Annotated in this window: 19 protein-coding genes; 9 read left to right on the forward strand and 10 right to left on the reverse strand. The window is 46.9% G+C overall.

The window, feature by feature from the left end:
- Positions 1–219: 219 nt before the first annotated feature.
- Positions 220–837 (reverse strand): fibronectin type III, encoded by a 618-nt coding sequence (locus tag V513_RS08975; protein ID WP_099772462.1) that lies wholly within the window; start codon positions 835–837, stop codon positions 220–222.
- Between the two features lie 716 nt (positions 838–1553).
- Positions 1554–1766: a hypothetical protein gene (locus V513_RS08985; protein ID WP_099772464.1), complete on the reverse strand. Its 213-nt coding sequence runs from the start codon at positions 1764–1766 to the stop codon at positions 1554–1556.
- Between the two features lie 1020 nt (positions 1767–2786).
- Here V513_RS08985 and V513_RS09000 point away from each other — a divergent pair.
- Positions 2787–3842 (forward strand): tyrosine-protein phosphatase, encoded by a 1056-nt coding sequence (locus V513_RS09000; RefSeq protein WP_099772467.1) that lies wholly within the window; start codon positions 2787–2789, stop codon positions 3840–3842.
- A gap of 75 nt (positions 3843–3917) precedes the next feature.
- The gene (locus V513_RS09005; RefSeq protein WP_014731222.1) at positions 3918–4487 is read left to right on the forward strand and encodes a phosphatase PAP2 family protein; all 570 of its coding nucleotides are present in this window, start codon (positions 3918–3920) and stop codon (positions 4485–4487) included.
- Positions 4488–4507: 20 nt separating this feature from the next.
- On the opposite strand, the gene V513_RS09010 is transcribed toward V513_RS09005, so the two are convergent.
- A complete protein-coding gene (locus V513_RS09010) occupies positions 4508–5296 on the reverse strand; it encodes an LptM family lipoprotein (protein ID WP_099772468.1) in 789 nt (262 codons plus the stop codon).
- Positions 5297–5810: 514 nt separating this feature from the next.
- On the opposite strand from V513_RS09010, the gene V513_RS09015 reads away from it, so the two are divergent.
- Together V513_RS09015 and V513_RS09020 are read left to right on the forward strand one after the other, a co-directional pair.
- Positions 5811–6917, forward strand: a complete 1107-nt coding sequence (locus V513_RS09015) for a cobalamin B12-binding domain-containing protein (RefSeq protein ID WP_099772469.1) — start codon at positions 5811–5813, stop codon at positions 6915–6917.
- The gene (locus V513_RS09020; protein ID WP_014731225.1) at positions 6910–7845 is read left to right on the forward strand and encodes a GGDEF domain-containing protein; all 936 of its coding nucleotides are present in this window, start codon (positions 6910–6912) and stop codon (positions 7843–7845) included. The genes V513_RS09015 and V513_RS09020 overlap by 8 nt, the downstream gene beginning before the upstream one ends.
- Positions 7846–8615: 770 nt before the next feature.
- Here the strand turns inward: V513_RS09020 and V513_RS09030 are convergent.
- Entirely contained in the window at positions 8616–8891 is a 276-nt protein-coding gene (locus V513_RS09030; RefSeq protein ID WP_099772471.1) for a hypothetical protein, read from the reverse strand.
- A 525-nt stretch (positions 8892–9416) separates the two neighbouring features.
- Between V513_RS09030 and V513_RS09035 the strand changes: the two genes are divergently transcribed.
- A complete protein-coding gene (locus V513_RS09035; protein WP_099772472.1) occupies positions 9417–10565 on the forward strand; it encodes a Fic family protein in 1149 nt (382 codons plus the stop codon).
- Positions 10566–10836: 271 nt separating this feature from the next.
- Here V513_RS09035 and V513_RS09040 read toward each other — a convergent pair whose 3' ends face one another.
- Positions 10837–11796 (reverse strand): hypothetical protein, encoded by a 960-nt coding sequence (locus tag V513_RS09040; RefSeq protein ID WP_099772473.1) that lies wholly within the window; start codon positions 11794–11796, stop codon positions 10837–10839.
- 225 nt (positions 11797–12021) lie between these two features.
- On the opposite strand from V513_RS09040, the gene V513_RS09045 reads away from it, so the two are divergent.
- Positions 12022–12204, forward strand: coding sequence for a hypothetical protein (locus V513_RS09045; protein WP_099772474.1), 183 nt, complete (start codon positions 12022–12024; stop codon positions 12202–12204).
- A gap of 232 nt (positions 12205–12436) precedes the next feature.
- Here the strand turns inward: V513_RS09045 and V513_RS14210 are convergent, their stop codons facing one another.
- Complete coding sequence (locus V513_RS14210; RefSeq protein WP_257212035.1) at positions 12437–13789, reverse strand: hypothetical protein; 1353 nt, start codon at positions 13787–13789, stop codon at positions 12437–12439.
- 57 nt (positions 13790–13846) lie between these two features.
- Positions 13847–14518, reverse strand: coding sequence for an SIR2 family protein (locus V513_RS14215; RefSeq protein ID WP_257212036.1), 672 nt, complete (start codon positions 14516–14518; stop codon positions 13847–13849).
- Between the two features lie 595 nt (positions 14519–15113).
- On the opposite strand from V513_RS14215, the gene V513_RS09060 reads away from it, so the two are divergent.
- The 3 genes from V513_RS09060 to V513_RS09070 all read left to right on the forward strand — a co-directional run bounded on the left by V513_RS09060 (position 15114) and on the right by V513_RS09070 (position 18425).
- Positions 15114–16517 carry an alkaline phosphatase gene (locus V513_RS09060; RefSeq protein ID WP_099772476.1) on the forward strand — a complete coding sequence of 468 codons (1404 nt, stop codon included), beginning with the start codon at positions 15114–15116 and terminating at the stop codon, positions 16515–16517.
- Positions 16518–16581: 64 nt separating this feature from the next.
- Positions 16582–17805 (forward strand): YibE/F family protein, encoded by a 1224-nt coding sequence (locus V513_RS09065; RefSeq protein ID WP_257212037.1) that lies wholly within the window; start codon positions 16582–16584, stop codon positions 17803–17805.
- Between the two features lie 26 nt (positions 17806–17831).
- The gene (locus tag V513_RS09070) at positions 17832–18425 is read left to right on the forward strand and encodes an InlB B-repeat-containing protein (protein ID WP_257212038.1); all 594 of its coding nucleotides are present in this window, start codon (positions 17832–17834) and stop codon (positions 18423–18425) included.
- A gap of 83 nt (positions 18426–18508) precedes the next feature.
- Here V513_RS09070 and V513_RS09075 read toward each other — a convergent pair whose 3' ends face one another.
- From V513_RS09075 to V513_RS09085, 3 genes are all read right to left on the reverse strand, one after another.
- Complete coding sequence (locus tag V513_RS09075; protein ID WP_099772479.1) at positions 18509–18862, reverse strand: VOC family protein; 354 nt, start codon at positions 18860–18862, stop codon at positions 18509–18511.
- Positions 18863–18960: 98 nt separating this feature from the next.
- Positions 18961–21465: an FtsX-like permease family protein gene (locus V513_RS09080; protein ID WP_099772480.1), complete on the reverse strand. Its 2505-nt coding sequence runs from the start codon at positions 21463–21465 to the stop codon at positions 18961–18963.
- On the reverse strand, positions 21462–22187 hold the full coding sequence (locus V513_RS09085; RefSeq protein WP_099772481.1) for an ABC transporter ATP-binding protein: 726 nt from the start codon (positions 22185–22187) through the stop codon (positions 21462–21464). Before V513_RS09085 ends, V513_RS09080 begins: the two co-directional genes overlap by 4 nt.
- Between the last annotated feature and the right edge of the window lie 74 nt (positions 22188–22261).

Genomic DNA, 22261 nt, shown 5'->3' on the forward strand with positions numbered 1-22261 from the left:
AGAAATTTAAGGCCCCTTCGAAAGCCTAGATCCCGAAACAAGTTCGGGATGACAAAGTGAGGAATCTCACAGGAATGACGCAAGAGAAACTTTCAAAAACCCATTGTTCGATAACGCAGTGAGAGCTACGGGAAAGCCGCTACTGGACAACGATGTTTGATGATTTTAGGAGACTCCGACGGTTTTCGGGGTTTCCATACAGTATTTTGCTAGATAGAATTACTTTTTTGTTGTGAAACTCCATATTGGACCAACTACTGGTTCTGAGCCTTCGTTCTTTGCGGCTATCTTCCAGTAGTATGTAGTATTGGGAAGGAGACCGCTTTCATTATAAGTGTTCGTAGTTCGATTCGATCTGAAAAGGGAAGGATTGTGGAAAGTAGAAAGGTATAAATCGTACAATACCGCATCCCCGTCGGGATCTCCGCCTTCCCAAGACAAGAGAACTTCAAGATCAGTGTCCTTCGCACCATTTGCCGGGGAAGGGTTTGAGGGAACGTTGGGAAATGATTTGACCGTTACTGTGAATGTCTTGTCAGATGACGCTTCCTTCTCGTCTTCTGCTCTTATAGTAACTGCAATATCGCCGAGTGGTCCGCTGACTGTCCATTCATAAAGGCTGCCTGAAACGGTTCCCGGTCCTCCAATGAGGCTATATGAAAGAAGATGGCCGTCCGGATCTGAACAATACTCGGCAAGGTTGATCTGGATTAGCTCTCCAATATTCTCGACAATTGTTTCAATGACTCCCCATTCAGGCTTGCTATTCTTTATTGGACAGGCCGAAAGAAATAATACAGTAAGCACTAGAACCATCGTCAGGCGAAAACTCTTCATCTCATTATCCTCCACAATCCGAATTAGGAGATGAGATTGCTGCTTTGTCTGAAAAGCAAGTGGTTCTTTAACAACATCTCCTTATAGATTTTAGAACAGCATCGGCCGATTCAGGCTCTTCTGGCCAGAGTGTTCCTTGCTGATTCTTTGGGGAAGGAGTTAAGATACACGTGTTCCTACGATAAGATCAGCCGAGAAAGAGCATTATAGAGAGTTTGCTGCGCTAACGAGAGACGAGAAATGTAGAAGCCAGTCTGCTGGCGCAGGCCAGTCACAAGGTGAGAATCATCGCCGCCAGTGAAGGCTTCGCCTTCGCCAGTACCACCTCACGGGAGAAGAACCGCTGAACGCTTAAAAGCGGAGAACCCGCTGATCGCTGTCAAGAGTCGTCCTTGGTCCTTCGTCCAAAACTATGAACCCGTCCTTCGAAAGAACATGAAGATCAGATCCTAGCTCTTGAACGAGCAGCGGTTCTCCTCGGTGAACGGAGAACGATTCAACGGTCAATCGGTGTCTCTTGCTCTTTCCTACCACCAACCCGCTACCACCAACCACGGTTTCTCCAAAACCAAGATCCCGAAACAAGTTCGGGATGACAGAGTAAGGGACTTTCGAAAGCCGATATCGAGATAACTTCCTCAGTTACAGTGAAACCCTGAATTGGTGAGCCGGTTTTGTTCACGAAACCCCAGACTCGAAACCCGAGACCCGTTTTGTTAGGTCTTTTTACTTACAACTTGGAACTTGCATCTTGCAACTGATCCTTTGCTCTTTCCAACACCCAACTCGCTACCACCGGCCACGGTCTTCAAAAGTGCAGATCCCGAAACAAGTTCGGGATGACAGAGTAAGGGACTTCCGAAAGCCGATATCGAGATAACTTCCTCAGTTACAGTGAAACCCTGAATTGGTGAGCCGGTTTTGTTCACGAAACCCCAGACTCGAAACCCGAGACCCGTTTTGTTAGGTCTTTTTACTTACAACTTGGAACTTGCATCTTGCAACTGATCCTTTGCTCTTTCCAACCTCCGACCTCCGACCCCCAACCATGGTTTCCCCCTTCGACCCCCGAAACAAGTTCGGGATAACAGCGAATGATTATTCCGAAAAGGATAGATTCCGTCATTCCGACAAAGCTCCTGGTCGGAATCTTGATGCTATTGCTTCGAAATTCTCCTCGGTGAACGGAGAACGATTCAACGGTCAACCAGTTCCTTTGCTCTTTCGATCCCCCCAACCACGGTTTCTCCAAAGCCCAGATCCTGAACAGGAGCAGTTCAGGATGACAAAATAGGTTCGTTCTAATCCGAGGGCGTAATTTGCTTCTTGAGGACTGGGTTAAGCTCTTGCTCTTTGCTCCTGACCAACCCCCAACCTCCGATCCCCAACCACGCTTTCTCCAAAACCAGATCCCGAAACAAGTTCGGGATGACCCTGAACAGAAGCATTTCAGGGCAGGCTCAGTGAGGGGAAAACTGACGGTTATAGCGAGAAGGCTATATTTCGTCATTCCGACAAAGCTCCTGGTCGGAATCTTGATGCTATTGATCAAGGCTCCTCTCGGCGAACGGAGAACCGTCCAACGGTGATCCGGTTTTCAGTCGCTCTTTCCAACCCCCAACCAGCTACCCCCAACCACGGCTTCTCCAAAACCCAGATCCCGAAACAAGTTCGGGTTGACAGAGTGAGGGGCTTCCATGAACTGCTGGCCGGATAACTTCCTGCCGTTGTTATCCCCACACTTTGATCTTTCGTTTCTCTACGGCTCTATGTGTGGTATAAACTGTATATCAGGTGTTTTAACGCGGAGCAACAGTGCCATGCGGCTGTCGCATTACCTTCAAATCGACGGGATAGTGAAGGTTGTTCTTTTCGTGATTAAAAGTCGCTGGTGATATAATTGTGGTGCAAATACCTTAACGTCTAAAAAGGATAGGTGGAGGTGTTTTATGCTTAAAAGAGGGTTTTTACTGGGTGTATTTGTGGTTCTGTCAGCTTTGATGCTCGCCGGAATCGTTGGCGCAGTTGCTGAAATTGATAAGTACGGTAACGTTCATACGAATATCCCGATGGAAGCAGTTGTTTACGCCGCTATTGAAGCGGGAGATCTGGTTTACGTAACGATGGGAACGACCACTATCATGGTTCCGTTCGTGACCACATACGGTGATGTCGACAGAGGGAAGCCGCTTGCGAGATATTCCGACGATCATGTTCTTCTCGCGATCAACTATGGCAATTTTGCGAAGACTTATGGACTGGAAGTTGGAAGTCCCGTCTATATGGGTCTAGTCGAGAAGGGGGCTTACAAGGATGAGCTGGAGATAAGACATCTTGTGAGAAGCGAGGTAAGGGAAGATTACGCGAGCGATGAGATTTTCGCGAACTTCAGAGAGATTACCCTCGGAGATATTGCTCCAGGTAAGCTTTACAGATGCTCCCATCCTTCGATAGACGATCCCAGGGCTCCGTACGCATCGGCTCTTATCGAGCAGGCCGGTATCAAGACTGTCATCAATCTCTCCGACTCAGATGAAGAGCTCGCATCAAATCTTGAATACTCGGAGTACTACAAGTCCATCAGCGAGGCCGGCAACCTAATCAATTTGAATATGGGTGTCGATCCTCTCGCAGACGACTTTGCGAAGAAGCTCGGAGAAGGCCTTAGATTCATGATAGCTCACGAGCCTCCGTACCTGATTCACTGTGTCGAAGGCAAGGATAGGGCCGGAATCGCATCTGCTCTGCTTGGCGCAATCATGAACGCCAAGACCGACGAGATCTATGCCGATTATGTCAAGTCTTACGAGAACTACTATAATGTAGTACCGGGAACCGCAGCTTACGAAGCAGTAAGAAAGATCATCGTTGATCTCTTCGTTATAATGAACGACGGCAATCCCGTCGACGATCTCAACGTGAAGAGCGTTGCTTTAGACTACCTGACGAAGAAGGCCGGTCTCTCTTACACCGAGATCGCTGCAATTCAAGATATTCTTAGATAGTTTTATAGAGAGTGTTATTATCGAGGGGCGGTCTAGAACCGCCCCTTTTCTTAGAGATTATGGTGGTGTTCTAGAATGTGGGATGCGCTTAATCAGATTGAGCTTTCGGTTATGGATTCGCTTAATGCAGTTATGTCTGGACAGTTTATGGATCTCTTTCTCTCGTTCATGCTGTTTCTCGAGAGGGGAGCCTTAGTATGGATCCTGCTTACGGTCTTTCTCCTCCTAGATAAGAAATACCGTAGGGCAGGTTATATGACTTCGCTGGGACTCGGTATAAGTTTACTGATTGCCTTCGTTATCTTTAAGCCCGTTTTCGGGCGGCTGCGGCCGCTCGAGTTTATCGAGGGGTATACTATCATCTTTCCAATTCCCGAGACTTATTCCTTTCCGTCTTCTCCGGTTGCCGTCGCTTTTGCCTACACTGCAGTCTTATGGAACAGCGTCAAAATGCTCAGGGTCCCGCTAGCTCTACTTTCTTCTCTAATAGCTCTGGCAGAGGTTTACGTCTATTTCAGCTATTTCTCGGATGTTATTGCCGGTGCCCTTATCGGTATAGCATGCGGAATTCTCACCGTATGGCTCTTCGATAAGTACACTATTATCAAGCCCGAGAGAAACGACAAGTCTGACAGCTTAGAGTAACTACGTTTCTAGTAGGTGATTTACCAGTCGACCGCTGCCCTGAAGAGGTCGGTGTTGCCTGGAACGATTCCCATAAGGGTTCCTGTAAATGCATATGCGCTGGAAATCGCTACTACTTTACCTCCCCCGATATTGGATGCTACTACAATCGGTATGGGAGGAGCAGCCTCCGGTACATAGGTCACTTCATCGCCACTGGGTACATAGGTAGTGAAGATTGCAGATGATTCCGCAAAGATCGCGACTGTCGCATTCCCTTCCACAGTAAGCTTGGTAGCCATCATCATGGCGATCTTCGCAGAGAGGGTAGATGCAAGCGGGTGGGTCGTGAAGTTATCGGTTGTTATCATCATCTTGTTTCCGCCGATGTTGTTGACGGTATCCGTTACAAGCCCCCATACAAAACTTATTCCGGTATTAAGGCGGTCTGAAAGAGCATCTAGAAAGAAGGTGCTTGCCGGCGGAACCTCAGCAAGGATATCCATCATAATTATCTTGCCTTTTTTGCTGAGCTGTGTTTCCAGTTTGTCTATGTCCGAAGTAGAATAACTAGCGCCGGGCATCGAAAGGATAACTATCGCGTAGTTCTGCGGTTCAAACCCTACCACAGAGGAGTATCTGTAGTCGTAACCCTTGGCCGCGAGAATAGCAATTATTCCATCGAAAAATTCGCTCTCTTCCCCTCCAAATCTGTTTGCATGGGAGTCATCTATAAGAACAATCTTTGGAAGAGGCTTATCTCCCCAAATGCATCCCGAAAGAAGAAAGATCAGAACAATTATCACGAGTGGTACGAAGAAACGTTTCATTTTCTCACCTCCCATCGAGTTCATACGATTGGAGTCGAAAGTTAGATTATACGCGTTGAAGTATAGGGAATTAAGCTGGAGAGACTGCAGGCTGTTTCTAGTCTAAGAGATTTCCGAATCGAGTCTAAAGAAGCTCCATTCAGACGGGAATGTGTACTTGGAAGTGCTTTATGCTTTTCAATTAGATACTGAAATAAATCGGACACTTAAATGAATTTCTTCTGTGAATGCTCCGGCATCATCAGGCTACCTTTGAAGGCTGTGTAACAACTCGAATCTCAAAATCGGATAATCGATACTTGCCGCAGGATATCGCCTCTACCGGTTTTAGGGTGCCAAAAGAGGTCAGACAATTATGAAGCGAAAAGCCGCCGTGTATTTGGCCTTTTCTCTACATCGGATTGACCAGGGTTAGATGATAAGCTGAAGGATTCCTGTGAACTAGGTCTCATTAGTTTATAATGTGTATGCGGAATAGGCTAGAATTCGATTAAATCACTTTGGGAGTGTTTATATGCAGAGAGTATCGGATGATTTTGGAAAAAATCTGAGTGTTTCAGCCTCGGCGGCTATGGAGTACGAGTCTCAGGGAGAGAAGATGCTGAAGAGGGTTAACGAGCTTATGGCGGCGAGAGAGGACATTTCTGAACTTCTCGGTATGAATCCGCTATACATAATGTATGACAACAACTCGAATCATCTCCAATTCATCTCAAACGTCATTAAGCTGAACGACTACGATCTCCTGGCGAAGTCTCTACCCTGGGTGTATAAGACTTACACCTCGAGAGATTTCTCTGTCGAGTTCTTTCCTGAAGTCTTGAAGGCCTGGATGAAGGCGATAGATGAGTTTCTAACTCCGGAAAGCGCCGCTCAGGTAATCGAAGTATATCTTGAAATGTTGGATTCACATAATGCGGCTGTAGAACATGCTCAAGAGGGTCTGATCCAGATGAAGGTTGACGAGGACTGGAAGGCTATCGAGAGGCAAACCGTCTTAGCCCTGCTCACAGGCGATTATAAAAAGCTTAGAGAGATTGCTAACCGTGAAATCAATAGCGAAAAATTGCTCGCCGATTTCTATTTGAAGGTAGTTCAACCTGCAATGTACGAGATAGGTTACCTATGGCAGACCGGTGAGATATCCATTGCCGAGGAACATCTCGCAACTTCTCTTATGAATAGGCTTATGGCAAGCACATACAGCATGATCGAGACCGTACCTTCGCACCCCAGAAGAAAGGCCGTTGTGCTCAGTTCGCAGAACGAATACCACGAGCTTGGAGCAAGGATACTTGCCGACCTTCTTGAACTGAGCGGCTGGAATGTCAGCTATCTCGGAGCAAATACACCGGTGTCCGAAGTGCTCAAGCATCTGAAGAAGAATCTTCCTTTTTTGCTGGCGATCTCCGTTACGATGTCCTTCAATCTCGATCTCACGAAAAAGCTAATTCAGTCCGTTCACAATGATAGTGACTTCAAAAGAATGAGGATCATGGTCGGAGGTCTGGTAATCAACGAATCAGAGGATCTCTGGAAGAGACTGGGTGCCGATGGAACTGCCGAATCGGCCGATGAGGCTATCGAGCTTGCCAAACAATGGTGGAAAGAGCGTGAATGAGCTAAGAGAGGCTATCCTTTCGAATAAAGATGATTTCTTTTCCGCTCTCGAGAATCTATCTGGAGCAATCCTTATTCTCTTTGACAACGAAGGCAAGATCCTTGATCACAGCCCCTCTCTGATTTCTTTGGTGGAGAAAAGTGATACTCTCAAAGGCGAGAATATTTGCAATCTTGTTGTGGACAATTCCCAAGCACTATTGAAGAGATTTGGAGCGAAGCCTGTAAGAATCGGTCTTAGCGATTCAAGATCGAACATTCATCTAGTGAGCGGATTTGTCATGCTTGTCGACGAGTCAAGGAGGCTGTTTCTGGGCGTGAAGATTGGCCTTTCGGCCGGAGACATTATGGAGAGCATGTCGAAGGTTACGGATGAGCTCGCATCGCTTACGAGAGAGCTAGCGCGTAAGAACAAAGAGCTTCAGGCTGCAAATAAAGAGATAGAAAGGCTGATGAACTGCGACCCGCTGACTGGATTGTCGAACAGACGTGAATTCATGAACAGGCTAGATAAAGAGATAGAGAGCTTATGCTCGACCTGCAAGCCTCTTTCCATAATAATGGCAGACATAGACGACTTCAAGAGAGTCAACGATACTAGAGGCCACCCCGAAGGCGACAGAGTTCTACAGCTGTTCGCTGATGTTCTAAACGAAATAATCTCACCAAGACGGACTACCGTGAGATACGGTGGCGAGGAATTCATTGTAATGCTTCCCGAAACGACATCAGAAGAGGCTACCGAGATCGCAGAAGAGGTTCGGAAGAACTTCGAGAGAGAGACTGAGAAAAAGCTCGGATTGACAGTCACGGCCAGCTTCGGGGTCGCCACATTTAAGCCTTCAGACACGAAGTCAAGCATACTAAAACGTGTCGACGACGCTCTTTATAGTGCAAAATCCGGTGGAAAAAACAGAGTGGTGCGTTGAAAGCGGGCATATCTGCTGAAGAAGGCCAGTTCCCATTGAAACAAGACGCAAGGCGCCGAAAAACATCGGCGGACGCAATGCCGACTCCATTGAGAAGTGATTCTGGGAAGAGCATCCCAGGAAGTGATGCGCCGAAAGATCCCGGCGGAAGTGATGCCCGGAGGATCATCCGGGGAAGTGAGGCTGCTTCGCAGGAGGCAAAAAAACCAGTCTGCTGCGCAGGCCAGTCAAAAGGCGAGAATCGTCGCCGCCAGTGAAGGCTTCGCCTTCGCCAGCACCACCTCACGGGAGAAGAACCGCTGAATGCTGCAAATAGCCGTCCTTGGTCCTTCGCCCGCGCCAAGAAGCACCGGTTCTTCGTTCCGAGGCTGCGCGTCCAGGTTGGAACCAGATCCCGAAACAAGTTCGAGATGACAGTGTTACGTGATTGCGAAAACGTCACATACCGTCATCTGAACGTGATTCAGAATCTCGTGTCGATGGTTCCTGACATTGATCAGAACGAAGAACAGATTCTCGCTCTGGAGAAGGTTCTCCTCGATGAACGTAACCATTGAACGGTTAACCAACCTTTCTTGAACTGTCCAACCCCCAACCCGCTACCACCGGCCACGGTCTTCACGAAGCCCAGATCCCGAAACAAGTTCGGGATGACAGAACAAGAGAAACTGACGAGTGATTGGGTTTGGAAGTCTGTTGTTCTGATTTCATTATTATAAGAACAAGGGCCCTTTCGGGCCCTTGACTTGATTGAGTAAGGGTTTTATCTCTTACAGCTGTGCTGCTTTTCCGAATCCTCTGCCTAGTCCCGGTCCCTTTTCGCCAGAGGCTCCGTGCCTGTAGCCTGTTCCATCCTGGGCATTCTTCAGTTCTCTTACACCGTCATTCGGGCAGTTGTCGTTTATTCCGTCGCCGTCTGCATCTACGAAGTTCTCACAGGTTGTAGGATCCTGAACTCTCTGCATCGTCTTCGTTCCATAGCCTACTGCCAATGTCATTCCACCGATCAGAAGAACCGTTATCGTAATTAACACTATCTTTTTCATCTCTTACACCTCCACATGATTTTTGGTACATTCTCAGTCTACGGCCCGTTTCTTGGAGCCCGCTTAAAAGCCGCTTAGAGATTGCTTAGAGATTTGAAGGGTTAAGAACCCCCAAGATGCTACTCCCAACCACGGTTTGTCCAAAACCCAGATCCCGAAACAAGTTCGGGATGACAAAGTGAGGGACTTCCCAAACGCGCTGCCCGAATAACTTTCTCAATTACAGAAAAACCCTGAATCTATGAGCCTTTTCCGTTCGCGGGACTCCATACCTTGTAATCGATACCCCGTGCTCGGCGTCATGAACTTGTTTCAGCATCTATGTTCTTCTTCAATAAATCGGAAAAGAGTCTTGTCGACAGTTTGCCTTGCTCTTGATAGAAGGGAAACAGAGCCCACGGCGCTTGTTTACTCCTTAAATGCTTCAACTTAGGTAACTTCTCCGATCAAGAAAATTATACTCATGAGCACTATAGTATAATTGTCTTGAAAAGAATTGTACTTGCGCACAATTTGGAGGACAAAATGATACCGGATCAGTTTTCCTCTAGTTCACCAGGAAAAGTGAAGAAGATAGTCAGTCCGAGCTTCACATACTGGGCGTTTGTACCTAATCCCTTACCACCAAAGCTCGTATATGACAATGACCTTCTGTTTCTTCTCGGTGAAGCAAATCGAGCGATGGGAGAGTTTTCGGGGTTTCTTTCTGGGAGTCCAGGATCGCGATTGTTGATCAGGCCTCTCTTTCGCAGGGAAGCCGTTGCTTCGTCACAGATCGAGGGAACGACTTCGGACATTGAGGATCTCTACTTTTTTGAAGCTGACCAAAATAGTGTTCCCTTGGCAGAAGATGTTCGGGAGGTGTCGAATTATCTAAAGGCACTTGAGTATGGTCTTGAACGCCTGAAGTCTTTGCCGATTTCAACACGACTTTTCAAGGAGTTACATTCCGTGCTCATGTCGGGAGTGTGCGGAGGCTATTCATATCCCGGAGAATTAAGGAGAACGCAGAACTGGATTGGAAAACCGGGCTGCACTTTGAATGAAGCTGATTATGTACCCCCACCTCCCGAAGAGCTGAACGATTGTCTTGGCGAACTGGAGAATTTCATCAACTCTGAATCTAGACTACCTCCACTTGTTAGGTTGGCTTTGGTTCATTATCAGTTTGAAGCCATCCATCCATTTGTGGACGGAAATGGGAGGGTTGGGAGGCTATTGATCTCTTTACTCAAAACTTACTGGGGACTGATGGATCAACCGGGATTGTATCTCAGCGGCTATTTCGAAGCTAATCGACAGGAATACTATTCAAGACTGAGAAGCGTAAGCTTTGAGGGCGACTGGAATGGATGGATTTTCTTCTTTCTCAAGGCGGTCCTTCAGCAGTCTGAGCTAGGAAAGAATAAGCTGAAGGAGATCATGGATCTTAGAAGCAACTGGATAGGTCGTCTAAAACCTGTTTCTTCACCCCTTCCACTAGCGCTAATTGATTCTCTATTCGAGAATCCTGTAATTACAATTCCGCAAGCTGCTGAAAGACTAAACGTGACTTACGTTAGCGCCAGAAGGGCGGTCACTGCTTTGTGTGAGAAGGGAGTCCTTTCACAAACAGATCAAAGCAAGTACGGGAAGAAATACATTGCTTCAGAGTTGATTGAGATTGTTAAATGAAGACTCGTCCTCTAGAAGTACCAAGTATATTGGAGATGCTGCTTTTGGCAGGAAGCATTCTCAGGTCCACCGTCAAAGGTTCTCCGTCCTCCGAATCGTTCGTTTCCACTATCGAGATGAAATCGGTGTTTATTTCGGGGAAGATCGAAAGTTGATAACACACCTTGCAACGCTTCAGACGTAAGGAATCTCACTTCTTGTTGGGTGGATACCTTTATGGATTCTCTCGTGAACTGAAGATGGATGCAGCAGAAGAGCTTGAAGCGGGACCCTATCTCTTGAGAATCTTTAGTGCCTGGAGTGTTGGCCAGCGAGAAGGTTCTTTCTTTTGACCGAACTCCCAGCCTTTCCAGGCCATCCATATCGATTCAGGTATGAATCTTCCCGAAGGAGTCTGTTTGGTGGCTACTATGTCTTTCATTTCACTAAATCGTCGGTCGTCACTTTTCAGTGAAGATCTCGAGACTACATCCAGAACATGAAGTATGTCGAACCAGATTTCAGGAGATTTGAGCTTACAGAAATCTGTGCCCATATAAAATATATACGGATGATAATCTCTTCTTCTTTCCCATAGTGAGAGAAGTGACTCTACACCGAGTTCGACTTCTGTACTTCCCAGGAATTCAGGGATTTCTAGTAGGAGCTTCGTCATGACGAGAGTGGCGTACGGACAAGGGTCTTCTCTTCTTCCAGGTCCGCGGAAGCTTCCGAGCTCAGGTGACGCGACGCATGGCCAGCCATTGTCTCTTATCAGTTTTGCTAGATATTCGGCGGCTCCAAGCACTCTTGCATCTTCTTGAAGTCCCATTCTTGCTAGCGAATAGAGTACTACCGGGGCATCACACAGCGCCCAGGCAAACTGATCCGTTCCCAAACCGCCGAATTTTACAGGGATATTCATGAGAACCTCAAAGGGACCCTGCGAAGAGCGATGCTCAAGTATCTTCTCGATGATTTCTTCAACCCCGGGATCATTTTTTCTTATCCCAAGATCGGCCAGAAATGTCAATTTGTGAATCAGATGGCCGGCATTCTTGTGGCTTGTAAGGACTGAGCCGGGCCAGTCTTGAAGTTCGGCGATCAATGATTTTATCTCAGATAAGTTGAGCATTTTCATACGTGATTCAACAACGTCTTCTTCCTCTTCATCCTGTGAGAGGAGATCTAATCTTGTTCTATATTCGATCCATGAAGGACCTTCAAGGAGCCAATCTATAATCTCGTGCATGATTCGCCTCCCAAAGAGATGAAAAGATAACTTGATGGTTTACTCAGATCTTAACACCGAAATCTATCAATGCAACTGAATAACCGACCTATTATGTGTAGATTGAAACCAAGGCGAGTTTTTTTCTACAAAAATGGTCTTTCCTGCGTGAAGTTGTGATAAAATCACGATAGCAGACGGAGTCAAGATTGTACCAGATACCTGTGAACAGGAGGGGTGATTGTTATGTCAAGAACTGTATTGATGATCGCCGGTGTGGTAGTCCTGGTTATGGCTCTTCTAGCTTCATTCAACATCGGAACCGTTGTAGAACCCGCCTGGCACGTTGTATTAAAATGGATAGGCGGTGCCATTATGGTCCTTGTTGCTTATATGGACAAGGGCAAGAAAGCTAAGTCGGACTCTTAGTATTACAAGGCCCGGAGAATCCTCCGGGCCGTTTCTTTGTGATATCTCGTTATGAATCCTTTCGTTTGAAGTTTCACTTTCTTATTTCAAGATCTTTCAGTATCTTTGGCGCTTCATGAAGCTCTGAATTTGGCACATCATACTGGTCGCCACGGCTGTCTTTCTCTTCAACGAAGAACTCCGGCATTACATTGTGCCTGCGAATCAAATTCTATTCTGAGGCTTTGAGGCGCTATGACCGTTCTTTTTCTTTAAGCGGTTTGACTAGTTTTTTGATTTCGGGGGAGTCGACTCCTGACTTTTCGATTGCCGAGAGGATTTCTCCAGTAGCGGGATTAGATCTCTGACCGTCACCAAGATCAGGTACTCTGCTCAGTCTGTCTAGTTCTCTTTCGATTGTTTCAACGACTTCCATAAGAACAGATGTGGAGGTTGTTCGAAGAGAGTTAGAGATGATCTTCGCAGTTTCTGCTTTCAGAACGGGATTTATCAGCCACCCATTATCCAGGACGATCCTTACGCGGTCATCGTCAGAGCACGAAGGGTCTTCGGATACAGCATAAAGCAGTATACGCCACAGGATAGGGGCCCTGGATCGTCTCCACCATTCGTAATAGAAGTTCCTGTCTTTGTTGTCGGTTTTTATCAAGTGAAGGATCGTATCACGTACGAAATCTATATAGATATGAAGCCATTCCGGGTTCGATTCCGGCTCGCTCTCTTCGATGGTCTTTCTCGCGCTGCAAATGCTGTCGTACTCTCTTACCGAGCCGTTGATTACCGACATGTCTGTGACGGCCTTCATTAGCTGCGAGGTAAGAATCGAAAGGATGTCTTCATGTAGTATATCAAGGTTTGGTTCAATGATCTCGGACCAGAATCTCTTCAGGCAATCGGCTTTGACGAGAGGCTCAAGATCGTATTGCCTGTGAAAGAGGGAAAGCTTCGCCGGTTTTCCAGTCTGAGAAAGAGAGAAGAAGCTCTGTATAGCCTTCGTGATTATCCATGGGTTTGTGGTGACATCGACATTCTTCAGGGCTTTCAGCATTGCGAGACCTGGGGTTTCTCCTTTGTGCCAGTTGTTGAGGATCAGATTCAACCATTCTGCCTGACAGGTATCTGGAATCTCCAGATCACTGTCTGCCATTTGTTCCACGATCGAAGAGACCAGATATGGGTTCAAGGATGATCTTCTGGAGGCCAAGAAAGTCAGGTGTTCCTGGCTGCTGCTTAAGAAAGCAGTTTTTACGAACCAGCGGGTTAGAGACTTTTCGATCTCTGTGAGCGGCTCTTCCTCGCGGAAGAGATTATCCAGCATCGCTTTCGAATCGAGCCATTCCACCCATGCGAAGCCCTCAGCGAAACGACAAAAGACCTCTGTGAGGTCTTCACGGTTGAGACAGTATGTTAGGTAACTGTCGACCTTTTGATCTATTCCGGGTTTCTTGCCGGCAATGCTTTTAATTCTGTCGGTATGGGTTTCAAGATCTGAACTGGCCAGGGAAGTCCAGTTTTCAAGAGCCTTCTGAAGTTCGTAATGAACTTTCTTCTTTTCGGGTTTTAGGGGATAGGAGACGGGAATCACGTTGATCTCTTTCCACCTCTCGGCATCGCTCGCGCTGACAAGTGCGTATCTATTCGATTACCTTATGTCCAGTCCTCTTGCCAGGTAATCGACTATGGTATCTCTGTGGCTGTACCCTATGAAAAGAATAGTGTAATCCGATAGGTACAGATCCCTAAGAAAGTCCCTCGCCCAACCTTCGGTTAGGTAAGCTCTTCCGAAGTCCCTGTTCGTAACGACAAGCCATCTAGAATCCTGTTCCACGTTTCCGTGAAGATATACTATTCCCCTGAAGTCATCGCCCCTCGGTAGAGCGGGCGCTCTGAAGATATCGAAGCTGTCGTATCTCTCTCCGTAATTCTTCAAAACGGTTAGAAAGTGCGCGTCGTAATTTGTCGTTACGATTTTGAGGTCCCGGGCGCTCTTGAATAGAAGAGGAATAAGGTTGTGAAGCTGCGACGGTCTAGAGGTTTCTCTACTCATAATCTGTTTTACGATTTCGTGGACGCCCTGTCCGCCATTCTTGGAGTTTAGACTGCCGAGAAAGACGTCCGGAGGTTGGACTCGCTGCTGTTTGACGTAGTATTTTTGGCCGTAGCTTTTCGCGACGGCTTTTGCGAGGTCGACAAAACCGGGTATGTTTGAAGGAGAGGCCATTGAAACGCCGGCACCCGCGAAGACTACCAGCCTTTCTTCCTCCTGCGCCCTTATTAATTCTGTAGGAATATCTACATGGTCTGTTAAGAGCATTATTCCTCCCGCCGTCTCTCTTTCTAATAACCTTCATTCACAAATTGAGACCCTTGAATAGAGAGCGTCCTTGATGCAATGATACTCCATTGCCGAACACGGTGTCGAGGAAGGTGCTTAATCCAAGAGGCTTTACCTAGAGAGAAAAACCGAATCTGGCGTCTTTCATGCCTGTCTTGAACGGTGGGAAAATGCGTAATTCTCACGCCGTTTTCTTCGTATGTAACTCCGCCCACCTTCATGTAGGGAAATTTCTTTGCGAACAAATGGGATCTAGATTTGGTTTGCCTGATGACTGTGAGACAAGCTCCAGGTGACATCTTGAACATCAGTTATTGATTTACCCAGTGATTTGTCGAGAAGACTATCAAGCGGAGATTACCTGAAAGCCTTTCTTCGGTGCCTTGTCAAGACGCTCTTTTCAAATGTCTCGCAGTAGTTCTAGAAGCCACTTGTTTCGCATACATGAGTTACTTTTGCTTTCCATTAAGTGATTAGGCATCTCGAATATTCAGAATCTACTGTGGAAAAAACTGCACTCTAAAATTCTCTATGGATAGTAAATCGGGTCAAATTCTTTCAGGAGGTAAGTATTATGAAGAAAGCACTGCTACTTTTCTCGCTTGTGGTTCTCTTTGCTTTAACGGCTCTTGCGGGTCCAAAGTATGTTTTCCTGTTTATTGGCGATGGCATGGCTCTTCCGCAGATCAACGCAGCACAACTGTTTCTAAGTTCATCATTTGAGGATGCGGTAACTCCTAAGCTAAACATGCTTAGGTTTCCAGTCCAGGGTATGACGACAACCTACTCCTCAAACTCCTTCATAACCGACTCAGCCTCGGCCGGTACTGCGATAGCAACAGGAAGGAAGACAAATGATGGCGTTATTAGCATGGATCCAACACTTACTGAATCCTACCAAACGGTTGCAGAATTTGCCAAAAGCAGGGGCATGAAAGTCGGGATCATTTCAAGCGTCTCCATCGACCATGCCACGCCGGCAGTTTTTTACGCTCATGAGAAATCAAGAAACAATTACTACTCAATTGGGCTTCAGGCAGTAACAAGTAATTACGACCTCTTCGGTGGCGGAAGTTTCAACAGGCCTGACAACAAAGGTAAAGACAGAAATCTCTTTGAGATAGCTGTAGAAAATGGATTCACGGTTGTAAGAACTCAGGAAGAGTTCGAATCACTTGAATCAGTTGAAGGAAAGGTCATTATCACAAACGAAGTAATTCCTGGCAGCGGAGCGATGGCTTACGAAATCGATAGAGAGAACGAATTCTCTCTGGCAGATATTACTGCAAAAGCAATACAGCTTCTCTCAAATGACAATGGCTTCTTCATAATGGTCGAGTCAGGCAAGATAGACTGGGCGTGCCACGCAAACGACGCAGCAGCATCAGTTGGAGATACGATAGCTTTCGATAAGGCAATAGCGGAAGCAATAAAGTTCTACAATGAACATCCGGAAGATACCCTTATTGTTGTTACCGGTGATCACGAAACGGGAGGACTCACACTTGGTTTCGCTGGAACAAAGTACGTTGCCAACGTTCCAACAATCGGAAATCAGAAGATGTCCTACGAGGCCTTCGATGCTCTCCTCTCTTCTGAAAAGGCTCTGGGCAAACTCAACACGTTCGAAGATCTTCTCGTTCTTGTTGAGGACAACTTTGGTCTTGTGACCACTGGCAAACCTCAGGGCATCCCTCTAAACGATACAGAGATTGAAAGACTTCGGGAAGCCTTCGGTTACTACGTGAATGGTAGCGTACCAAAGGATAGCAGAACATACATCCTCTACGGTGGTTACAATCCAGTTAGCGTAACACTCACTCATATTCTGAACGAAAAAGCCGGACTCGGTTGGACATCTTACTCGCATACCGGTGTTCCAGTTGCAACATTCGCCATGGGTGTTGGCCAAGAAATGTTCGCAGGTTTCTACGACAATACCGATATCGGCAAGAATCTCTTTAAACTCCTTGATTAATAGTATCGATAAATGTGGTGGCCAGTGCGCAGAAAAACGCACTGGTCTCTTGTTCTGATTGGAGATGAGAAAAGTGAGCATAAGTGGATCCAAAAAACGGTACGAGCTGCTCTTTGTATTGATCTTGGTGGCTGTGAACATTGTGCTCATCATCATGCCAAACAGGTATGATAAGAGTTCAAATTACAGCTACACAGTTGGAAAGATTGTTGAAGTAGACAATACCGAACTCAAGCAGTATGGACTGATAAAACAGGGGAGTCAGTATTTGACCGTTGAGATCAAACGCGGCGAACTGAAAGGTCAGGTTTTTGAAACAGACAACAACCTTATAGGTAAAATGGAACTTGATAAAGTACTCAGTGAAGGCGATACCGTCTATGTCGAATACTCAACCATCGGTGACGGATCAATCTACGTTAAGGTCGTAGATTTCTACCGTCTTGGTACTGAGATGCTTCTTTTCACGGTATTCGGAGTAATGCTTATACTCTTCGCGGGGTTCACCGGACTCAAAACACTACTCTCGTTCACCACGACGCTTCTGGTTCTGTGGAAAGTGATGATTCCGCTCTATTTACAAGGCCTCAATCCTGTACTGATAGCTTTCGCAATTGTTTCAGCACTCACTTTGGCAATCATCTTTCTTGTTGGAGGATTCACCCGTAAGGGATTTGTTGCCTTCCTTGGATCGATATCGGGAGTCTTGGTAACCCTGATTCTTTCTTTAAGCTTTTCAGACCCATTTTACATAAACGGTTCGGTGATGCCGTTTGCTGAAACACTTCTCTATTCAGGGTTTGCACACCTTGATCTGAACCAGCTCTTTCTAGCCAGCATTTTTATCGGGAGTTCAGGGGCAGTAATGGATATCGGTATGGATCTTTCTGCATCTATGCAAGAAGTGGTATTCAAAAACCCCGACATTACCACAAGAGAACTGATGTTTTCCGGATTTCGTGTGGGTAGGGCCGTGGTGGGCACAATGACGACCACTCTTCTTTTTGCTTACTCAGGTGGCTATCTGACTCTTCTCATGGCCTTCATGGCTCAGGGCGTGAATACATCAGCGATGCTGAACCTCAACTATTTTTCGTCAGAAGTACTCATAACTGTAGTCGGGAGTTTCGGACTGGTTCTTACCGCGCCTCTCACAGCCATAATCGGAGCCTTCGTATTCACCAGAAAAGGGAGCGAGCTTCTTATCACAGCGAACCAAGAAGCCGGACAAAGTGTGGGCAAGAAGGCTCGAGAACTTGGGTCCGCCATTAACGATTCCGTCGATTGAGGAATGGCTGGTACACTGAAGGGGAAATGTTGAGTGAGGATCTTCCATACACATTCAACACATCGGAGTGGCTGCCGACACAGGGTGTGACCGATACCCTTCCGATAGAAGCCTGGTTCCCGCCGATAGAGTATCATTTCAACGCAGTTGCAGATCCCCCTGAAGGCGGGGAAGTCATGGAAAGTGGTGTATTCATATACGGCGATCCAATGACGCTGGGTGCAATTCCTAATGACAATTACGTATTCAGGAACTGGACTTTCGAGGGAGCTGAGTTCAGCGATAATCCATTGTGGGAAGGGAATTCCACCTTCTTCCTTGCTAGATCGACTTGTATCGGCTGCACTGAATTCACCATAGTCGGCAATTTCGACCTGGATGTGTCCGACACAATTACTGTGAACTTGAGAGCCGAGCCACCTGGGGGTGGTGAAGTAAGCGGTGGAGGCGAATTTCCAAAGGGGTCGAGCACCATTATTAGCGCCGTTCCAAATTCTGGATATGAGTTTAGTGGCTGGTACTATGATCCATGTGGGACCCCTTTCAGTGATTCTCAGACTTTGACTCTAAGCAATTTGCAGTTTGATTTGGCTCTTTTTGCGTCTTTCCACAAGCCTTAAGAGATTGAAGCTTTCTTTTCGAGACATAGCTTTTTAGTTTACTTAATTTGAGTGCACTTAGAAAAAGCCTGAGGTGCAAATCCTCAGGCTTCTATCTTTTCAACAAAACCGATTCTAAAACCGTCCGGATCTCTGATGACGAATTTAAGGATTCCATAGGGAGTCGTTTCGAGAGGAGTATCGATCTCCACAGAGTCTTTGATTCTATTCCACAGTTCCCTGACACCGGTTATTCGGAAGTTCAAGATGTCTGAATTCCTGTTTCTTTTCAATCCCGGAGTTTCGATTATCCCAAAGCCGGCCGTTCCATCGAGTTTATAGGACTGCCAGTTGGTCTGTTCGTAAAAAATATCCGGTTCGAACCCGAGGATCACTTCGTAGAAGACTCTCGCTCTCTCAAGAGAGCTTACAGATATAGTAGCAACCTGAATTTCCATTTAGGCCTCCCAACATTAATTTGTTTTAAGAAGAATAAGGCCGGCGATAAAACCTATCAAAGTCCGACTTTAGTCAAACTGAAAGACTCATTTCTACATCACTCTATAGTTCTGATCGATTCGGTTATACTTAGAGACGTCACCTTTCTCGACGAAGCGAGCGTGGTCAGTATTCCTGCCCCTATCGCGCCGGCAACCGCTAGAACAATTCCCATCCATGGTATCGACCAGTTGAGATGACTCATCTCGGATCTCAAGAGCGAATAGACCGTGTAAGAGAGAATCAGGCCTAGAACGACAGACGATATGGCACTTATGAATCCGAAGATCAGGCCTTCGTAAGTAAGCATGGCCTTGAGTTGTTTTCCGGTCATGCCCACCGCTCTGAGTATTCCAAACTCTCTGCGACGCAGGATGATAGTAGTGTTCATGGTGTTTGTTATACCGCAGATGCCTATGAAGCCAACTATTGCAATAAGCCCGTACACTAGGGTTGAAAGTGTGCTGATCGCGTCTTCAGCCTCTTTCTTGTATTCACTGTATGAGATGAAGGTAGAGTTCCTGTATCTGTCGGCGATCTCTTCGATTGTTGATTCGAGAGCTTCAGCGTCGCTTCCCCTTCGAAGGTATATATCTACATACGAGTAGTGGTCCATGTAGTCCATCATGGTGAGATGGACATTGCCGTTCTCAGGCCTGAAAACCTCAATTATCTTCTCGCTGCATGCCGCAACAAGTATTCCGCCCTCGACCGTGTAGCCGACGACTGATGGCAGCTCCTGCACCACAGCGGCAACGACGAACTCCGAGGCGACGGGAACTTGTACCATAGACTCGTTCAGATAGTACGTCTTGAGCAAAACTCTGTCTCCTGCCTCGATTCCGTGCTTGTTGCTGTTTTCTATGTCGATAATGATTACCGGTTCGGAAGTTGCTCTCGTCAAATCTATCGATCCCGAAATGACTTTCGTCTTCATCAGCTCGATACCGAGATCGTTGTAAGCGAGGAGAGCCATGAACATTCCGCTATTATCAACTATTGTCGCGCGCATTCCAGCCTCAGGGGTGGAGAAGGTTGCGAATGACTTGTTATCAAGGTCCCGGTCTTCCCATTCGGTTAGCAGTCTTCCCGTAATGAACTTCGCAGCCGCAACTGTCTGTACATCTTCGAATGAGAGTATCTCTTCGATCGTTTGCTCATCGGGTCCGTCATCGTACATGCTTGCCACTCTTATTGAGAAATCCGACTTCACAACGCCCCGCGCAATTTTCTCAGTATCGAAGTTTCCGGCAAAGTACGAGAAGGCTATGAAAAGTGTTGCCGCCATCGTCATTGAAATAACAGAAATAGTCGTTGTGCGTAGGTTTCTCCTCATGTTTCTTTTCGCCAGTTTCAGCGGGATCTTCTCTCCAGACGAACTTTGCCCTTTAACGATCCCTTTGACTTCGAAGTCAGAGGGTTCGACCCCGTACTGTCTCATCGCCTCTACGGGTGAGACTTTACCCGCCCTCAGTGCGGGAATAAGAGAAGATACGACTACCGACAGGAATCCGAGAATGGCTCCAAGTAAGAGTGATAGGGGTGAAATCATGGTTGCGAAGCCGCCTAGCCCCGTAAGCTGAGATCCCGCATAGAGCGCTATGGCGAAGGAGAGCAAAACGCCTGTCGCCAGTCCTAAGGGAATACCAACAAGACTTACGAGGATCGATTCTCGGAAGACGACCTTCCTTATCTGTGCGGGAGTGGCACCGGCCGCCCTGAGAAGCCCGAATTCACGTATTCTCTCGAGAACGGATATCTGTACGGTGTTATAGATAGAGACCATTGAAGCGACTGCGACGAGCAGTCCCAGAACGACGGCCGGCCAGTTGACGGGAGATAGGTTCTCGAGAAAGTAGATCAACGAACCGTTGTAAGTTGTCTTATCTCTTATTTTGAGATCCGAGGCAACCTTAATCGCTGCAGCTCTTATTCCGTTGTTTGGTGCTTCAACGGTGAAATAGGCGTTCTTCACCACTCTCGACTCTTCAGAAATCTCTGAAAACTCGTCAGGTGAAATTTCCACAAAGGCCTTTGACATTGCACTCTCCTGTCTAGCCTTTGATACTATCCCTACTACTTCATAGGTACGTTTCTTGCCTCCAATATCAAGTGAAACCATTTGGCCGGTTTCCGGAGTGATTCCCAGAAGCTGCGCAGAAAATGAGTCTACCGCTATCTCTCCAGGTTTTTCCGGGAGACGGCCTTCTTCTATGCTCTTTCCTCTCAGGTTGAGCGTCAACTCATTTGCCTCTTCAATAAACAGAGAAGCCCTTTCTTCGGGGAATTCAATTGTCCCGGCTATTTTCTGAATACCCAGCTCTTCAATCAAAACATGTATCTTCAAGTCCATGAGCTCGGATTCACTTGTCTCTACTACTTTTCCATGGTACCTCCCCACAGAGTTCTCCATGCTCTGGAGCTCCGAAGCTTCGATGCTTTCGAAAGTGATCATGATTGCGGTTATGAAGGCTACGGCAAGGGCCACTCCCAGGAGTGTGTACAACGTTCTCCTAAGTCGTCTCGAAAGGTACTTTCTGCTTAGTTCTGTATAACGTTTCATACCTTCTGACCTCCCAGGGCCGAAGAAAAGACGTTGCCCACGTCTGTATTCGAGTAGTCCGAAACGATCTCGCCGTCCTCCAGGGTGATTATTCTGTCGGCTCTTTCTGCAATATCCTCTTCATGAGTCACTATTACGAGAGTCTGGTGGAATTTCCTCGCGCTTATTTTAAGCAGGTCCATGACTTCCTGGCTCGTCTTGCTGTCGAGATTTCCTGTCGGTTCGTCGGCGAAGACGATAGCGGGTTTCGTTATGAGAGCCCTGGCTATGGCCACCCTCTGTTGCTGGCCGCCTGAAAGGGCAGACGGGAGGTGATCGATTCTGTCTTCAAGTTTCATAAGCCTTATGAGTTCGTTCAGATAGGGCTCGTCGACCTTTCTTTCGTCCAGGATCAGCGGGAGTTCAATGTTTTCCCTGGCAGTCAGGACGGGAATCAGGTTGAAAAACTGAAAGACAAACCCGATTCTTCTTCTTCTGAAGATCGAAAGCTGCGTATCCGTCATGGTGTAGAGATTCTTGCCGTCTATGTGGACGCTTCCCGCGGTAGGCCGATCAAGCCCCGCAAGCAGATGAAGGAGCGTACTCTTTCCCGAGCCACTAGGCCCGACTATCGCGATGAACTCGCCCTCCTCGACGGAAAGCTCCGCCCCTTTGAGCGCAGTGACTGCGTTCGCGCCAGATCCATATACTTTTCTCAGTCCAGTAGTTTTGAGTACTTCCATAATCCGCCTCCTTATTGATTTCTGTTCAGAGTATAAGGAGTCTTTCTTATTCGTAGATGAAGGATAAGCTTAAG

This window comes from Mesotoga sp. H07.pep.5.3 (assembly GCF_002752615.1).
Lineage (GTDB): Bacteria > Thermotogota > Thermotogae > Petrotogales > Kosmotogaceae > Mesotoga > Mesotoga prima.

What these genes read in the sequence shown, in the direction of transcription:
- V513_RS09040 (WP_099772473.1), bottom strand. Translation starts at nt 11,796, where the DNA reads ATGCACGAGATTATAGATTGGCTCCTTGAAGGTCCTTCATGGATCGAA.
- V513_RS09035 (WP_099772472.1), top strand. Translation starts at nt 9,417, where the DNA reads ATGATACCGGATCAGTTTTCCTCTAGTTCACCAGGAAAAGTGAAGAAG.
- V513_RS09060 (WP_099772476.1), top strand. Translation starts at nt 15,114, where the DNA reads ATGAAGAAAGCACTGCTACTTTTCTCGCTTGTGGTTCTCTTTGCTTTA.
- V513_RS09005 (WP_014731222.1), top strand. Translation starts at nt 3,918, where the DNA reads ATGTGGGATGCGCTTAATCAGATTGAGCTTTCGGTTATGGATTCGCTT.
- V513_RS09000 (WP_099772467.1), top strand. Translation starts at nt 2,787, where the DNA reads ATGCTTAAAAGAGGGTTTTTACTGGGTGTATTTGTGGTTCTGTCAGCT.
- V513_RS09070 (WP_257212038.1), top strand. Translation starts at nt 17,832, where the DNA reads ATGTTGAGTGAGGATCTTCCATACACATTCAACACATCGGAGTGGCTG.
- V513_RS09080 (WP_099772480.1), bottom strand. Translation starts at nt 21,465, where the DNA reads ATGAAACGTTATACAGAACTAAGCAGAAAGTACCTTTCGAGACGACTT.
- V513_RS09065 (WP_257212037.1), top strand. Translation starts at nt 16,582, where the DNA reads ATGAGAAAAGTGAGCATAAGTGGATCCAAAAAACGGTACGAGCTGCTC.
- V513_RS09075 (WP_099772479.1), bottom strand. Translation starts at nt 18,862, where the DNA reads ATGGAAATTCAGGTTGCTACTATATCTGTAAGCTCTCTTGAGAGAGCG.
- V513_RS09030 (WP_099772471.1), bottom strand. Translation starts at nt 8,891, where the DNA reads ATGAAAAAGATAGTGTTAATTACGATAACGGTTCTTCTGATCGGTGGA.
- V513_RS08975 (WP_099772462.1), bottom strand. Translation starts at nt 837, where the DNA reads ATGAAGAGTTTTCGCCTGACGATGGTTCTAGTGCTTACTGTATTATTT.
- V513_RS09085 (WP_099772481.1), bottom strand. Translation starts at nt 22,187, where the DNA reads ATGGAAGTACTCAAAACTACTGGACTGAGAAAAGTATATGGATCTGGC.
- V513_RS09010 (WP_099772468.1), bottom strand. Translation starts at nt 5,296, where the DNA reads ATGAAACGTTTCTTCGTACCACTCGTGATAATTGTTCTGATCTTTCTT.
- V513_RS09045 (WP_099772474.1), top strand. Translation starts at nt 12,022, where the DNA reads ATGTCAAGAACTGTATTGATGATCGCCGGTGTGGTAGTCCTGGTTATG.
- V513_RS09015 (WP_099772469.1), top strand. Translation starts at nt 5,811, where the DNA reads ATGCAGAGAGTATCGGATGATTTTGGAAAAAATCTGAGTGTTTCAGCC.
- V513_RS14215 (WP_257212036.1), bottom strand. Translation starts at nt 14,518, where the DNA reads ATGCTCTTAACAGACCATGTAGATATTCCTACAGAATTAATAAGGGCG.